Below are 14,916 nucleotides of genomic sequence, written 5' to 3' on the forward strand. Positions count from 1 at the left end.
AATGAGATCCGGTAATGGAAACCAAAATCACACTGGATAAAGATCTGGAACAACGAGTCAGGCAATTAGCTGAAGCTCAAAACCTTAGTGTTTCCGAGCTACTTCAACTCGCCATTAACGATTATGTCGAAAGAGAAGAGCTGAAGCAGAAAGGCCAGTCTCCGGACCACCAGATCAGTGCAGAAGAAGTCGGTGATTGGCTGACGAACTGGGGAGAGGGTGAGGGCGAGCTCCCTCAGAATTGAAGTTATAAATACCCTTCGAGAAAACCAGCGGTCTGAATTAGCTGGTTTGTCTTCAACCTGACCAAAAACTCTTCCCGAGCCATAGGTGGTTTTTTCAGAGCAAGCCATTGGTTCTTAAATGCTGCAATGGCGACAGCTGGATGCAGATCAAACTGATAACGAAAGAAATCATCAGGGTGTATCACTTCCAGATTGAAGTTCTGCAATAAGTATTCGGCGGGAAAGTCTTTCAGGTTGTAGGTAACAATCGCATCGGCATTGGCTTTGATCGCCGCTGCAACTACGTGGCGATCGTCTGGATCGGGTAGCTGAACATGTTCAATATGATGTTCATAGTTTTCGATTTTGGCGTCGTAGACGTGTGCATCCATCAGCTCGCGAGTGCGAAGCAGAACATGATCAGGAATTCGCTGGTTTCCCTCTTCATCCTTTTCGCGCTTCAGGCCGTTAATCCACTCATCATGAATCTGATCTGTCCAATGCGCTTTAAAGAGGCCCGTCATCGCCAGCCGCATGGCTGAATCCCGCACGACGGCGGGATACAAAATACATGCATCAAAGATAACGGTGAATTTGGCCACTAGTCATATCCCATTCCATTGAGTTGCGCGATTTCAGCCAGCTCATCCAGAGCTTCAGTACGTTTGGCATCGGTTGCCTGTTTATAGGCGATCACATCTTTTGCCAACACTCGCCGATGTGTTCCAACCTTAGTAAAACCGATCTCACCACTTTCCAGCAACTTCACCAGATGCGGACGGCTGACATTCAGCAGATTGGCTGCTTCCTGAGTGCTGAGTTCAGCATGAACCGGCATCACGTTAACTGCATTACCCTGGGAAATTTCGCCCAGAATATTCAATAACAGATCCAGTGCCGGGCCAGGAAGAATCAGTTCATCTTTTCCCTGACCCCCTTCGATACTGAGCTTTACCCGGGATTGATCAGCATATTTTGCCAGAGTACGGCTGGATACCCGGGCAGTTTCAACGTCATCCTTACTGGGCAGCTTATCGACATTGTTAGCGCGATTGGCTGACATAAGCCCTCCTTATTCGAAATAAACGAAACAGTTAGATTGAAGGTTAATCGAAATAAACGAAATGAACAAATGAGGAATTTTTAAGATGAGCCGAATAATTCCCGTAATCGGCTCATCCAGTGAGCCGATTAGAAGCGCTATTCGGCTCACGCCTCCACCATCTGTACCGCTTCATAACCCCAAAACTGTCTCTTAACCAGAACAGTCGCCTGAGCTAAAGTTCACACTTCCAGATCCAGCTATATAAGTTTTCCAGCGGAGTTGTTATGGCTTTAGAAGTATTCCTGGCGTTTCTAGCCGCATCCATCCTGATTTCAGTGTCACCCGGTGCCGGTGCGGTGAATACCATGAGCACTGGCCTGCGTTATGGCGTTAAAGGCGCCTTGCCTGCGATTATGGGTCTGCAGCTGGGTTATGGCGTTCAGGTGGTGCTGGTTGGTGTTGGCCTGGGTGCGTTGTTATCTCAGTCGCAACTGGCGTTCGAGCTGATCAAATGGTTCGGTGTTTTATACCTGGTGTATCTCGGTTATCAGAAGTGGACCCAACCACCACTAGAGATGGAGCTGCTGGGCGGTAAAACCGAAAGCAGCGGGAAACAGTTCTGGCAGGCGGCGTTTGTGAACCTTACGAATCCGAAAGCGACTGTATTCCTGCTGGCGTTATTCCCGCAGTTTGTAAATCCGAATGCTGACAACCTGGTGCTGCAATACAGCATCATGGGCAGCATCCTGATTATTGTTGATGTGCTGGTGATGATTGGTTACGCCAGCCTGGCGTCGGGTTTATCACGCTGGATGAAGAGCGAACAACATCAGAAATTACAGAACCGTATCTTCGGCGGCATGTTTGTAGCGGCGGCAGGATTAATGGCAAGTTACAGTAATAAGTCGGCTTAGTACTCAGTTAATAATTGATGCTTTCAAGAGTGGTTTGGGAAGCAAACCACTTCTGGCATGAAATAATTCGAATCTCCTTTGTTAGCAATCTGATGCAGCATCTATATGTTCTGCTTTTACACCATGTATCACCCTATCCGGCAGGCTGTAAATCCTCTGATGTGATAGATTACTCAGCTGCTTATACATTCGTTAGATAGGGATTTTCATGGTGCTGCGACCATTTTCAGGATTGTTACACTGCTTCACTTTGATATTAACGTTGGGTTTATCCGCTTGTTCCGGCGAGGGATCATCCACGCCCACTTCGGGGTCAGCGGATCCTGCTACCACTGTTGATCTTGGATCTGCTCCTTATCCGGCAAAGCCCGGTATAACTGCGCTTAACTCTGAGTTTGTTGGGAACAAGAAGCCATATCAGATTCGCCCTCTGACCCCCGGGAAAATTCAGACCAGCCCTCTCGTTGGATTGTCTGGTGTGCTTGATGGCAGTAATAAGGCACGTGCTTTTACGCTTCAGCTGCCGCAGGCCAGTGTGGAGCTTTTGCATGCACCTGATCCAGGTGGAGACACCACGGAGATTTATACGAACGATGGCAGTATTAGCGTCTTCCGTGATGTGCAGGGGTTACTGTATCGCCACTCCTCCAGTGGGCAAGAGCAGATAAGCACCGAAAGAGTTGCTGATGATAAATTCTGGTTTAGTAAGGATCAAAAATACCTGCTGTTTATCTCTGAGTCAGAAAATAACAGGCCTTCTAATCTTTATTCATATGCTCTGCAAAACAAAGAACTGGTTCTGATTGATCAGGGGCAATCGGGGGAAGTATCTGGAGATAACCGACATTCAATTCTGACAAGACCATTGGTTAACTCAGATGGTCAAGTATTGTTCCTTAAACGAGCTCAGCATGAAACGTCATTGTCCTTGTATGGGTTATACGTATCTGATGGTACAAGTCACAAGTTACTGGCGAGCCAGGTTAAGCCCATTCAATCAGGACATGGCTTTCGTTTAACTACTGATGAAACGTCGGTGGTTTATCAAACTCAGTCCGACGACAGAAAGTACCAGCTCTGGTTGAGCAAGCTCGACGGTGCGGTACCTTCGCAACTATCGCAGGGACTGGACCTGGATACAGAGTTATCCAATGTCATGTATTTGAATACAAACACTGTGATTTTTCAGGCTGGGGTAGCTCTCTATAAGGTGAGCACGGATGGCTCCGGCTTAATGAAAATTAGTGGTGACAAAAAAGTTAATAATGCCATCGTTGCTGATGGCAAAATATTTTTCTCTACACTACTTCGGTTTGGTCAAGATGCTGAGCCAGAAACTTTGTACCAGATTAAGTCTGATGGAGCGCTAGTTGCTCTCAATGCTGGTGCGACTGATCGCGCATTTCGATATCAGAACCTGCAGTATATTAAATCTATAAATGCAGTTTTATACGAAAAACAACAAGTGGCTGCGGCCACTTCGTATTTCCAACCAGTACTGACTTTTTTAAATGGAACCACAAAAGTTATCGACCTGGGTGTTATGCGTGGTTTCAGTAGTCTGCACTATCAATATATCCCATCAGCTGAGGGCTTGTTTATTCAGGCTCGTTACGGATCAAATCCGCTGTCTTTATCGCGTTTTTACGTCTCTGATATCGATGGCGAAAATCTTGTATCAATTACCCCTACGGATGCAGAGTTACCAAATCACTTCCCGCAGATAATAGACTGTTGGCCTGGTCGGGGAGTCTGGTTCTCTTCACTTACGGCGCTGAACAAACGTTGTATCAGTTTGATCGCAACTCAGGGAGTATTATCCCGGTTGCCATCCGGGAGGGTAAGTTTGTCACTGAGTATGTCGCTTCAACTTTAACTTCTTCAAATTCGGCTGTTGATGCAGTCTTTATTAAGGACAATAAGTCTGGAGCAGTAAGGCTCGAAAGCCACCGGATGGATAGCGGTAAGCGCTGTACGATTAATGCTCCTTCTCGTGCATTCATTCCCTATGGCAATAGGGAGGCTTTAGTCCAGGCTAACGGCAATTATATTTTCTATCAGGTGATGTACCAATCCGGTGTAAGGGAGTCAAATGACTTACGCCGACTTGATAGCCGTACCTGTGAAAACAGAAGTCTGCTGGGCTCTTTCGGTAACAATGGCGCCTTATCACGCCCGTTAAAGCTAGAGTTGGGGGGAGACAGAAAATTGAGGCTGGCCAACGATAAAGGAGATTTGTTTGTAATCGGAATAGATGGTCAGGCTGCAAAGCAGTTGAACAACCCGGATCAAAATAAATTTAAACTTCAGCGTAGCGAGTACTTTTTGAGCCAGGAAGGTCGGTTATTCTTTGTTGCACGTTCTTCACTAGCATCGGGCTTGGCAGCAGACCTTATCTATATCGGAGATGATGGCAAGAATGCACGCAAACTGAACCCTGGTGGCACTCTTTTTCTTGAACAAAACTCTCCACTCTTTGACAAAGAACTGGATGACTTCTGGAGTCGTCGAGTACATTTTAGTACCGATAAACGATGGTTATATTTCACTGCTTTACGTGAGGGGGATGATGGAATATCGGTGTTTAAATATGACCTTCAGGAGAATGGTCGTACCGAGCTGGCCACAAATTTAGACATCACTGTACTGAATGATTGGCAGTTACTGGAAAGCAGTGGGTTATTGCTGCTTGAAGGTAGCAATAATAGTAAGGCTAGCCTCTTTGCTGTTTCTACTACTAACGGAGATGCAAAACAGATTACTGGCCAATTAAAAGAAAATGTTGATGGTGCGACTGTTTTTTCCAGAATCGATAGCATAGGCCGATGGCTGGTAACAGATACCGGTAAGGTAGTTTATGCGGGCCGGAGTGGAGAAGGTCGCAGTGATATCTTCAGCGTGAATCTGGATGGTAGTTTCGCTGAGCAATTAACTTCGCCGTCAACAATTCCGGAGCAAATAGTTTCTTTTGGCTGGTTCGACGAAACATTGTTAATCAAGGCTAAAGGGAGCATCGGTAAGAGTTTTATCTATGAAATTTCCAATGGTCAGACAGGTTTTCTGAAAGGTGTTAAGAAACCCTATACCGATATTGTTCAGCTGAACAAAGACGAAGTGTTGTTAATTGATAATCAGGATGATCGTTCTTTTATTGAGAATCTGACGGTTTCAACGAAGAAGAGTGCAGGTCTTCTTGAATCTGTCGGCACCAGTACAGAGAGTGCGGAATTGCGCAGTGACGGCTCCTATACTCTGTTTTGGCATAAGTTGGAGCAACAAGCGTTAAATGCCTCAGTGTTTAATTGGCGCGTGCCTCAGGAAGTACAAAACGATAAAAAGTTATGAGAAAAGAGACTGAAACAGTCTGATCCGCAAAATCATCGGCGCTTTTTGAAGCAAACAGGGACGTTTGCTGTCTGACTACCTCAATTGTTTTGAGGTAGCCGTTATGAAAACCACCAACCTGAATCTGTCCGTCGCCGAAGCCGTTGCCCACGTTCGCAACTCTTTGAGCGAAAAAGGCTTTACCATTTTTGCCGAAATCGACCATCAGGCGAATGCACAGGGTGTCGAGCTGGAACTGGCGGAAGCGCGCACACTGATTTTTGGTAACCCGTTGGCGGGCACGAAACTGATGCAGAAAGACATCACCATGGCGCTGGATCTGCCTATTCGCCTGGCGCTTGTCAGTAACGGCGGTCAAACCCAGTTGCTGCATCAGACAGCAGCCGATTACTCGTCGCAGTACGCCGTCGAAGGCCATCCGGTACTGGAGAAAATCGAAGAATTATTCGCCGCTCTTGAAGCCGAGCTGAGCAACTAGTTTTATTGATCACTTGTTACAAAAATAGTTGGGTGCTGGTTAACAAATCCTAACTATTTCGGATTTTTCTCCCTTGTTGGCTGGTTATACTCCTTGTATTACCCGATTTCGGGGGAGTCCATCATCGTTAGTTTTCTGTTTATCTTTGGCCTGTTCGGGCTGTTACTCAGCCTTGGCCCGTTAACCGATATATGCCGTCATCGCACCGGACAGCAGCTGGGCTGGCGCGTGCTGTTTTTTATGGTGATGGGGTTTATCGGTGGCTACCTCTATGTGCTGTATTACATGCTGAACAAAGATATGTTGCCGGAGATCAGTCTGATCATTGCGGGTGTGTTTGCCGGTGGTGGCTGGTTTGTCTTTATGGTGACGCGTATGAGTCTCGCCAGTCTCAATAAAATCCAGGACATCGCCGAGAAATATGCCGAGCAGTCGCTGCATGATTCGCTGACGGGTCTGCCGAACCGCAAGAGTCTGTTTATTACGCTGGAGAACACCATTGCAGCTGCTGGTCGCCGCGCCGATCCTTTTGCTGTGATGGTGATGGACCTCAACAACTTCAAAGACATTAACGATACGCTGGGGCATGCCGCCGGTGACGACGCGCTGACCACCGTTGCCCCCAGACTGCTGCAACAACTGCGCGCATCAGACACTCTGTGTCGCATGGGAGGCGATGAGTTTGCTGTGGTTCTGCCCAAAACCGAGGCGGCGGAAGCCCACCAGGTGGCGAAGAAACTCCTCGCCGCCTGTCAGCAACCCATGTTGCTGAAGCAGCAGGAAGTCACGCTGGGTGTCAGCATTGGTATCGCTGTCTGGCCAATTCACGGTCGTGGTGGTCAGGAATTATTGCAGCAAGCTGATATCGCCATGTATCGCGCTAAAAAGGAAGATCTTGGCTGTGTCGAAGCCTGGTCTGAGCAACCTTGCGGCTGAGTTTTCACATTACATCTGTCTGTTAAATCCAAACCTTTCTAACCCGTGGCAGAACCTGTCCGCTATTCCATGATCTGGGTTAAAAGTCACAGCTGAATTGTCTTAATTTCACTGGAGTCCACCTGACCTTGATGCTTGAATGGGCGCTGAATCTGAAACTAATAGTTTAGTCAGTTTAGGGGAGGGCAACGATGGGATCTGGTCAGACAGCGCGACGTTTATTGGGAGCCGGGGCGATCGCCTCGGCAGTATTACTGGCTGCGTGTGGCGGCTCGTCATCGTCAGGTGGTGGTAAGGAGGGCGACAATTCGGGTTTGTTGCCGGGCAGTGAGCAGATGGAGGTGTTGCATCCACCCTTGAGCCATCAATCTCCCGCCTATGGCTTTACCCAGGTATCCCAAGGGGCTAATCAGCTATTTGTTCGCGGTTTTACATCGGCCGCCGAGGAATTGCACCTGATGGCACTGAACGCCGCGGGTGATATTCGTCCTGTTCCGTTTTATGCCAACGATAACCAACTAATCGCAATGAACGCTACGGCGACCGAGTTTATCGCTGTTGATACGAAAACCGACCAACTGGTGATTGAGCGGGCCAGCGGCCGAACAGTGCTGAGTGGTGAGCTTGAAGTAAAAAACGCCTGGTCAGTGGCTAATGATCAAAAGCTGTTGTTTACCGTCGTCCGCCGGGTTGAGGGCAAGCAAACCTACCTGAATGATCTGTATATCTATGATCGTAACAGTAAGCAGACAACCCGACTCAGCCAGGCCAACGATATCCATTCGGTCGAAAGCCCGAGCAGTTATGACGACGCCCGTGCTCGCTGGAATCGCAAACCAGTATTAACCGCTGACGGTCAGCGGGTGGTTTATATGGTTCGCGAAAGGCAGGTTGTCGACGGCCGTTACCGCTCGGTGTACTCGCTGATGTCTGTGGCGGTCGATGGCAGCGACTCGCAGCAGATCGCCACGGATATCACCTCTGGCAGCAGTTTTGGCTACAACGAAAGTTTTGCGTTTGCTGCGACGCCGGATGGTCAGAAGCTGCTGTATCTGCATTACGGTGAGGATGATAAAGACAACAATGCGCGGTTGTTTATCAGCGATATTCGCGGCGGTAATAAGAAGCAGGTTGGTGGATATCACCGTGATTATTCCAGCCTGACGGACCCGCTGTTAGCCATTGATAATAATCAGGCCTGGATTCGCTGGTATGCCGATACGGATACGGCCAGCCGGATTTACCGCGTTGCACTGGATAGTGCGACGATGACTGCCGCCAGTGGTGATGCGGCTGTTTCGAGATTGCGCACTCCTGAGCATGATGAAGATAACTTCTTCTTCACCAGCACGGATAAAAACATTTACCGCCTGGATAAACAGACCAGCGTATTAAGCAAGTTGGGCAGTGTGGAAAGCACAGGAGGCCTTGAAGTCCAATATTCCAAAGCTGCGGGTCGGCTGCTGCTGATCGAAGATTATCAGCTTTACGCCATTGCCGATGATGGCAATAAAGTTCACCTGAGCAATGGATTATCGGAGTCAGCTCGGGTTGATCAACTACGACGCACGCGTGTCTCCCCTGACGGACGTTTTATCAGTTACCGAACCCGTGAGGTTTATGGTGATCAGCCGGTTCCGGAAGCGATTTATCTGGCAGCAATGGACGGCAGCCTGAATAAGAAAATTTCACCTGAGGTAAAAGCGGGTGGCGGAGACAACAATGCCGTGGGTTGGCTGGGTAATCATTACTATTTTTCTTTCGAGGCAGACCTCAACTTTCGCGAGCTGTTGTATCGCTACGATGTGACTTCATCACAGTTGGTGAATGTCAGCGATTCGATGGCGAAGTTGATCGACGATGACATTGAGCTGATGATTGAAAGTGCCAAAGGGGAGTCTGTGGCGCTGATCAGCCGTTCTTCTACTTACCGCCCGGTGTCCTTACATATCAACCATAAAGGCAACCAATGCAGCGTCAGTCTGGCGTCCGATGAACACATCATTACTTCCTCAGGTACGCTGATTTTTTCTGCAGTCGGAGACCAGTTAGTATTGAATACCATGCGGGGTGATCAGTCTGCTTTGTATCTGGTTAATGCAGATAACTGCCAGCGACAGCCGATTACCTTTGCTGCCAACGGCGAGCACCAGGCCAGATTTTTCCGAGCCAAGCCGGTGGCTGGCGGATTTATTTTGTCGTCTGATAACGGCTTGTTGTACCTGCTCAAAGCTGGCCAAACTCAGGTGCTGAATGCCAAACAGCAGGGTGGTGTTGCCGTTGATACCGGTAATCAGGGCGCGTTTCAGCTGACGCCGGACGGTCGCAAAGTGCTGTATCACTCCGGTCGCGGGCCTGCGCGTGATGGTATTGAAGACCGACTGTATGTGGCTGATATCGATGGCAGTAACAATAAAAAGTTGTCGCCGGATAATCTGCGGATGTTTGATTTCAGTTCGAGTAATTTCTTCTGGCCGCTGATCGCAAAAGATTCAACCTGGGTGTATTACACCCTGATGGATCCGGTGAAACGCAATCGCTCGATTCTGTACAAAAGCCGTATCGATGGCTCCGAAACCATCCGCCTGGTGGATGATGTGTATCACAACACGTCGTATCGATCTTTCTGGCTGAGTGAAGACCAGCAAACTCTGGTGTATCGCTTCGAGGTTAAAGAGAACAATCGTAGCAATGCGGTGTTAAAAGCGATCAGTGTTAACGGCGGTACCGCGCGACAAATCAGCGGACAGGGAGACGACAAAAGTGTGTTGTTATACGGTGCCGCGAATGGTTCCGGTGCGATGAATATTGCACAGATTCCAGCAACCCAAACCATTGTTTACCGTTCCCGCAACGCCGATGCTGTCAGCAGTATTTACCGGGTAAATCTGGATGGCAGCCAGGCGCAAAAGATTACCCAGGCAGTTGATGAGGCGCTGCTTTTAACCGGCATGACTCTGAGTCAGGATGGCAGTTACGTCCTGGCTGAAATGGGTAAAGGCAACTTGCCGGGTCGCGAACTTTATAAGGTTTCGTTGACGGACAGTCGTTGGCAAAAACAGGTCGCGGCGGAAGATAATGGTCGTTTCATCTTTATTCCATCGAGTGATCGTATCGCTGTAATTTCTCCGGCTAACGACACTGGTCTGAATCGTTTGATTCTGCGGGATGTGAAGGGTGGTACACAATTATCAGCCGAGGCTCGTGTTGGTGATCGCCTGGGGCTGCTGCGACTGAGCAATGATGGTAAGAGCCTGCTGCTTACCGGTGAAGTACGTACATCGGGCATTATTGAAGGCGCGCGTTTGCCGCTGAGCGTATTTAAATAGTCGGCCAGATAAAACGAGGCCAATAAAAAACCTCTGGCGCACAGGCGTCAGAGGTTTTTTTGTTTTGCCTGATCAGGACTTCAGGCTACGCAGATACTTGCTCCGGCCTTTTTCTCCCAGCCAGTTCAGCAACGGATAAAAGCGGTTCAGCAGACCAGGAAAGGTGCAGACCAATCTGGCGGTAAGGCTATCGGCGGCCGGAATAAAATACTCCAGCTTTTTACCTTTTAATGCTTTTTCCAGTGCCGCAATAACTTGTTCTGGCTTTAATGGATCACCGAGGAAATTTAATGAACTGCCGCCATTGGCTGCTTCAAAGCGCAACATGGGGGTATCGATGGCATTGGGGTACAAGGCCGAAACGCTGATGCCCAAGGGTTTTAACTCGGCCGCCAGCGCAATTAAAAATCCCCGTAAGCCAAACTTACTGGCGCTGTAGGGAGCGCCATCTTGTAGTGAAATCAGCGCAGCGGTTGAAGCGGTAGCGATGATGTGGCCGCTTTTTTGAACGGCCATTTTTTTCGCGCAGGCATGCATGAGAAACACAGCCGCATTTAGATTAATATCCAACTGAGCTTTGAGCTGATTGCGCTGCAGATCAATGACCCGACCGGGTAAAGAAATACCGGCGTTGATGTAAGCAATGGCAAGTTCATCCGAGTATGCTTCCAGTACCTGACACAGCGCTTCCAGTTGTTGCGGATCAGTCAGATCGGTCTGGTCGATAATGGCATCCGGGTAGCGCTGTTTCAGGTCATCCAGCTGTTGCTGATTAAAATCACTCAGCCATAAGCGGTAGCCCAACTTGTCGAACAGAGCTGCTGCTTGCTGACCTAAGCCACCGGCAGCACCACTGATAAAGGCCGTCTTTTTATTGTTATTAGCTGTCATCTGGATGTTCCTGTTACACCGCAGCAGCGGTTAAAACGTTTTCTGGTGAAGAATAAAACTCTTCCGCCGCTGGCCAGTTCATATGGGCACGCATTTGTTTCATCGCTGCGCGATAGGCATCGGAGTTGGTGTAACCGGTGTGTCGTGGGCTATCAACATAGCTGACGCTGCCACTCAGCTGTGGTTCAGGGCCGTTGATGTAGCTCTGTAATTTCTCAGCTTCACGGCCGTTAATACGTTGCGCCTCGATACTGTGTGCAATCAACAGCGCCATCTCATCGAATAACTTGTAAGCACCACCATTGGTTTCAACAAAGCCGTTAATAAATACATCGTTTTGCTGCGGGTTAAAAATTTTCATAAAGGTTTGTGGGCGATTATTTTTCCACGGGAAAACGGAAGCATCCAGATACGGCAACTGCCAGTTGTAGCCGGTGGCGAGAATAATCAGATCCACTTCCACCTGCTTGCCGTCGCGGAAGGTAACGGTGTTACCGTTTAATTGCTGAATATCACCACAGGCGCTGATATCCCCGTGTTGCAGATAATGCAGCAGCTGGCCGTTGACGATCGGGTGGCTCGACAACACTTTATGATCTGGTTTTGGTAAGCCCAAACGACTTAGGTCGCCGTTAATTAAACGTAACAACAAACCAAAGGTCTGCTGTTGAACCCACATGGGTAGCCAGCCCGATTTAGAGCCAAATACGTCAACTGGCTCGCCAAAGATATGCTTTGGTAAGAAGTGATAACCACGACGCAGACTGATATACGCCTGATCTGCCGAGAAGGCCGCGTCACAGGCGATATCCACGCCTGAGTTACCAGCGCCAACCACTAAAACCCGTTTGCCTTTTAACTGATCAGTATCCTGATAATTCACCGCATGCATGATATCGCCGTTGAAGTTTTCTTCACCGTTAAAACTTGGTCGATTCGGGTGCCAGTTGGTGCCGTTGGCACACACCAGCCAGCGGAAGTTTTGTTGTTGGATGTTGTCTTCGTTGCCGGTTTTAAATTTAACTTGCCAACCGGCTTCCGTTTTTTCCGCTTTTTCGACCTGCGTATTAAAACGGATGTGGTTTTTCAGCTGGTATTGATCGGCAAAGTCACGAATGTAATCAAGGATCTGTCGGTTCGACGGATAATCCGGATACGCCTCTGGCATCGGGAAGCCTTCGTGGCCAGACATGGTTTTGGACGAAATAAAGTGCGCTGAACGATACATCGGGGAGCCCGGATTTCTCCGGTCCCAGATCCCACCCACATCGGAATGTTTTTCAAACAGAGTGAAAGGAATGCTGAGCTGGCTGAGTGCTCGTGCTGTGGCCAAGCCCGCCGGGCCGCCACCGATAATGGCTACCTGATCGTTATTTTGAGTGTTCTGCTGAATGCTCATTTTCGCCTCCGCTGATCTGCCAAAGTGATTAGGAACTAAATCTGAATAAGTTTCAGGTTTTACTCTAAAGGGGTATTGCTGGCGGCGTCAATCAAAACCTGAAATAAATTCAGGTTTGGCCTGTGAGGTGAACTTTGCGGTACACTGGCGCGGTTCGTTTCGCCCAGTCAGTTACCCAGGTTGTTAGTGTGAGCCAGTTAGATAAGCAGTCCGAAAGCCAGGCAGAGTCGACCTCGCAGCAACGTACGCCGCGCCAGCAGCGCAGCCGTGAGCGGGTTGAAGCCATTCTGAATGCGGCTAAACAGCTGATCGAAGAGAAGGGCAGCGCCGGGCTGAAAATTCAGGATATCGCGGCTCGTGCGGGTGTGACCGCCAGCTCCATGTATCAGTACTTTCCTAACAAAGCGGCGATTATTCACGCTTTAGCGCAGCATTATCTGGATAAGGTTAATGAGATGCTGCAGATGGCACTGCAGGAAAAACCCCAGACTCTGGAGCAGTGTGCGCAGACGCTGGAGTTTTTATTTGAGCAGTTCCATCAGCTGTATTGCCACGATCCGGTGATCCGCGATATCTGGGTCAGCACCGCCGCAGATAAGAACATGCAGAACATGGATATTGAAGACAGCCGCCGTAATGCAGCCTTGTTATTCGAACACTTCCGCGATGTTTTTCCAGAAGCACATTGGCAACGACTGGAGCGTATGCTGTTTCTGGCGATGCACTTGTCTGGTTCTACGATCCGGCTGGCGCTGTCGGTGGATCAGGAAGAAGGCCATGAACTGATTGCCATTGCCAAACATATAATCAGCTCGTCACTGATGAGTTCGCTGGAAAAAACCTTGTTTGAAGACGGTTCAAGCGATGCCTGCCTTTCGTAATCTTTCCTCCCATTTCAGCGCAGCTGACCTAATCTGAATCATCCTTTTCCGTGCGGTTTGTGGTAACTTGCGCGCCGTCTTGTCTGAATGGTCAGCATATCGCAGCTGGCTGGTTTCAGACTCCCTGATTCCCGGAGTGAAAATATGAATGCAGTAATTATTGCTGTGGTACTGATGCTGGCGTTAAGCCTGGCACGTATGCACGTGATGCTGTCGATGATTGTTGCCGCATTTGTTGGCGGCTGGATTGGTGGTCTGGATACTTCAGCCACACTGGAAGCGTTTAACAAAGGTATCGGTGGTGGTGCCGGTATTGCCCTGAGCTACGCATTACTGGGTGGCTTTGCGGTAGCGATTTCGTTGTCTGGTTTGCCACATCTGCTGGCCGATAAAATCCTGACCAAAATCGGCAAGAGTGATGAAGCCGCGAGTGAGTGGCTGGGTCATGGCCTGTTATTTATGCTGATGCTGGTGGCGATTTCGTCCCAGAACCTGATCCCAATTCATATCGCTTTTATCCCGATTCTGATTCCACCGCTGTTGTTGGTAATGACTCGCTTACAGCTGGACCGCCGTCTGGTGGCCTGTGTGCTGACTTTTGGTTTGGTAACGCCGTATATGTTCCTGCCAGTGGGCTTCGGTAGCATCTACCTGAACGACATTCTGCTGGGCAAAGTGGCTGCGGCTGGTCTGGATGTGGAAGGCATCTCAGTTGTAAAAGCGATGGCGATTCCGGCGCTGGGTATGGTGGCAGGTTTGTTGATTGCCGCACTGTTCAGCTACCGCGGCAAGCGTGTTTATGACATGAGCAAGGTAGAAAAAACAGAACACGCCGAGCAGGGCTATAACGCTAAATCCCTGTGGGTTGCTGGCGCAGCGATTGTGCTGGCGTTTGTTACTCAACTCTATACGGGCTCGATGGTGCTGGGCGCCATGGCCGGTTTCTTATTGTTCTCCGCCACTGGTGTGATTCGCTGGAATGAGTCTGATGGCGTACTGGTCGACGGTATGAAAATGATGGCGTCAATTGGCTTTATTATGATCGCTGCGTCGGGCTTCTCCGAAGTATTAAAAACCACCGGCCACATTGACCAGCTGGTGAACGGTGCGTCTGACTGGCTGGCGGGTAACAAGGCTCTGGCTGCGATGATGTTGCTTGTGGTTGGTTTGCTACTGACCATGGGTATCGGTTCGTCGTTCTCGACCATTCCAATTATTGCCGCGATTTATGTACCGCTGTGTTTGCAGATGGGTTTCAGCCCGCTGGCAATTGTTGCTTTGGTTGGCACTGCGGGTGCATTGGGTGATGCGGGCTCTCCGGCCTCTGATTCCACCCTGGGCCCAACCGCTGGCCTGAATGCCGACGGCCAGCACAACCATATGCGTGATACCGTGATTCCAACCTTCCTGCACTTTAACTTACCGCTGTTAGCGGCCGGTTGGGTTGCAGCCATGGTGTTGTAAGCTGACCCTA

General features: G+C 49.2%; 13 protein-coding genes. 9 read left to right on the forward strand and 4 right to left on the reverse strand.

The genetic code is table 11. The features are described 5' to 3' along the window. The first annotated feature begins 14 nt into the window (after positions 1–14). Positions 15–245 (forward strand): ribbon-helix-helix protein, CopG family, encoded by a 231-nt coding sequence (locus ACOQOZ_RS14450; RefSeq protein WP_420588856.1) that lies wholly within the window; start codon positions 15–17, stop codon positions 243–245. Between the two features lie 2 nt (positions 246–247). Here ACOQOZ_RS14450 and ACOQOZ_RS14455 read toward each other — a convergent pair whose 3' ends face one another. Both ACOQOZ_RS14455 and ACOQOZ_RS14460 read right to left on the reverse strand, forming a co-directional pair. Next, a complete protein-coding gene (locus tag ACOQOZ_RS14455) occupies positions 248–826 on the reverse strand; it encodes a PIN domain-containing protein (RefSeq protein ID WP_420588857.1) in 579 nt (192 codons plus the stop codon). After that, complete coding sequence (locus tag ACOQOZ_RS14460) at positions 826–1,287, reverse strand: helix-turn-helix domain-containing protein (RefSeq protein ID WP_420588858.1); 462 nt, start codon at positions 1,285–1,287, stop codon at positions 826–828. Before ACOQOZ_RS14460 ends, ACOQOZ_RS14455 begins: the two co-directional genes overlap by 1 nt. A 266-nt stretch (positions 1,288–1,553) precedes the next feature. Between ACOQOZ_RS14460 and rhtB the strand changes: the two genes are divergently transcribed. From rhtB to ACOQOZ_RS14490, 6 genes are all read left to right on the forward strand, one after another. Next, positions 1,554–2,183 carry a homoserine/homoserine lactone efflux protein gene (gene rhtB, locus ACOQOZ_RS14465; RefSeq protein ID WP_420588859.1) on the forward strand — a complete coding sequence of 210 codons (630 nt, stop codon included), beginning with the start codon at positions 1,554–1,556 and terminating at the stop codon, positions 2,181–2,183. A 208-nt stretch (positions 2,184–2,391) separates the two neighbouring features. Further along, entirely contained in the window at positions 2,392–4,059 is a 1,668-nt protein-coding gene (locus ACOQOZ_RS14470) for a hypothetical protein (RefSeq protein ID WP_420588860.1), read from the forward strand. Beyond that, positions 3,969–5,528: a hypothetical protein gene (locus tag ACOQOZ_RS14475; protein WP_420588861.1), complete on the forward strand. Its 1,560-nt coding sequence runs from the start codon at positions 3,969–3,971 to the stop codon at positions 5,526–5,528. The genes ACOQOZ_RS14470 and ACOQOZ_RS14475 overlap by 91 nt, the downstream gene beginning before the upstream one ends. A gap of 103 nt (positions 5,529–5,631) precedes the next feature. Continuing rightward, positions 5,632–6,006 carry a DUF302 domain-containing protein gene (locus tag ACOQOZ_RS14480; protein ID WP_420588862.1) on the forward strand — a complete coding sequence of 125 codons (375 nt, stop codon included), beginning with the start codon at positions 5,632–5,634 and terminating at the stop codon, positions 6,004–6,006. 93 nt (positions 6,007–6,099) lie between these two features. Next, positions 6,100–6,942, forward strand: a complete 843-nt coding sequence (locus ACOQOZ_RS14485; RefSeq protein ID WP_420588863.1) for a diguanylate cyclase domain-containing protein — start codon at positions 6,100–6,102, stop codon at positions 6,940–6,942. A gap of 191 nt (positions 6,943–7,133) precedes the next feature. After that, positions 7,134–10,271, forward strand: coding sequence for a hypothetical protein (locus tag ACOQOZ_RS14490; protein ID WP_420588864.1), 3,138 nt, complete (start codon positions 7,134–7,136; stop codon positions 10,269–10,271). A gap of 72 nt (positions 10,272–10,343) precedes the next feature. On the opposite strand, the gene ACOQOZ_RS14495 is transcribed toward ACOQOZ_RS14490, so the two are convergent. Beyond that, positions 10,344–11,162 carry an SDR family NAD(P)-dependent oxidoreductase gene (locus ACOQOZ_RS14495; protein WP_420588865.1) on the reverse strand — a complete coding sequence of 273 codons (819 nt, stop codon included), beginning with the start codon at positions 11,160–11,162 and terminating at the stop codon, positions 10,344–10,346. Positions 11,163–11,175: 13 nt separating this feature from the next. Further along, on the reverse strand, positions 11,176–12,561 hold the full coding sequence (locus tag ACOQOZ_RS14500; protein WP_420588866.1) for a flavin-containing monooxygenase: 1,386 nt from the start codon (positions 12,559–12,561) through the stop codon (positions 11,176–11,178). 188 nt (positions 12,562–12,749) lie between these two features. Between ACOQOZ_RS14500 and ACOQOZ_RS14505 the strand changes: the two genes are divergently transcribed. Together ACOQOZ_RS14505 and ACOQOZ_RS14510 are read left to right on the forward strand one after the other, a co-directional pair. Then, positions 12,750–13,442, forward strand: a complete 693-nt coding sequence (locus tag ACOQOZ_RS14505) for a TetR/AcrR family transcriptional regulator (protein WP_420588867.1) — start codon at positions 12,750–12,752, stop codon at positions 13,440–13,442. Positions 13,443–13,586: 144 nt separating this feature from the next. Beyond that, the gene (locus ACOQOZ_RS14510; RefSeq protein ID WP_420588868.1) at positions 13,587–14,906 is read left to right on the forward strand and encodes a Na+/H+ antiporter family protein; all 1,320 of its coding nucleotides are present in this window, start codon (positions 13,587–13,589) and stop codon (positions 14,904–14,906) included. The last annotated feature ends 10 nt before the right edge of the window (positions 14,907–14,916 follow it).

The sequence above is a fragment of the Bacterioplanoides sp. genome (genome assembly GCF_965219715.1).
In the GTDB taxonomy this organism is placed as follows: domain Bacteria; phylum Pseudomonadota; class Gammaproteobacteria; order Pseudomonadales; family Oceanobacteraceae; genus Bacterioplanoides.

Bases quoted from the DNA above. Each gene is read 5' to 3' on its own strand.
- ACOQOZ_RS14500 (WP_420588866.1), bottom strand. From the start codon at position 12,561: ATGAGCATTCAGCAGAACACTCAAAATAACGATCAGGTAGCCATTATC.
- ACOQOZ_RS14510 (WP_420588868.1), top strand. From the start codon at position 13,587: ATGAATGCAGTAATTATTGCTGTGGTACTGATGCTGGCGTTAAGCCTG.
- ACOQOZ_RS14490 (WP_420588864.1), top strand. From the start codon at position 7,134: ATGGGATCTGGTCAGACAGCGCGACGTTTATTGGGAGCCGGGGCGATC.
- ACOQOZ_RS14470 (WP_420588860.1), top strand. From the start codon at position 2,392: ATGGTGCTGCGACCATTTTCAGGATTGTTACACTGCTTCACTTTGATA.
- rhtB (WP_420588859.1), top strand. From the start codon at position 1,554: ATGGCTTTAGAAGTATTCCTGGCGTTTCTAGCCGCATCCATCCTGATT.
- ACOQOZ_RS14450 (WP_420588856.1), top strand. From the start codon at position 15: ATGGAAACCAAAATCACACTGGATAAAGATCTGGAACAACGAGTCAGG.
- ACOQOZ_RS14480 (WP_420588862.1), top strand. From the start codon at position 5,632: ATGAAAACCACCAACCTGAATCTGTCCGTCGCCGAAGCCGTTGCCCAC.
- ACOQOZ_RS14460 (WP_420588858.1), bottom strand. From the start codon at position 1,287: ATGTCAGCCAATCGCGCTAACAATGTCGATAAGCTGCCCAGTAAGGAT.
- ACOQOZ_RS14495 (WP_420588865.1), bottom strand. From the start codon at position 11,162: ATGACAGCTAATAACAATAAAAAGACGGCCTTTATCAGTGGTGCTGCC.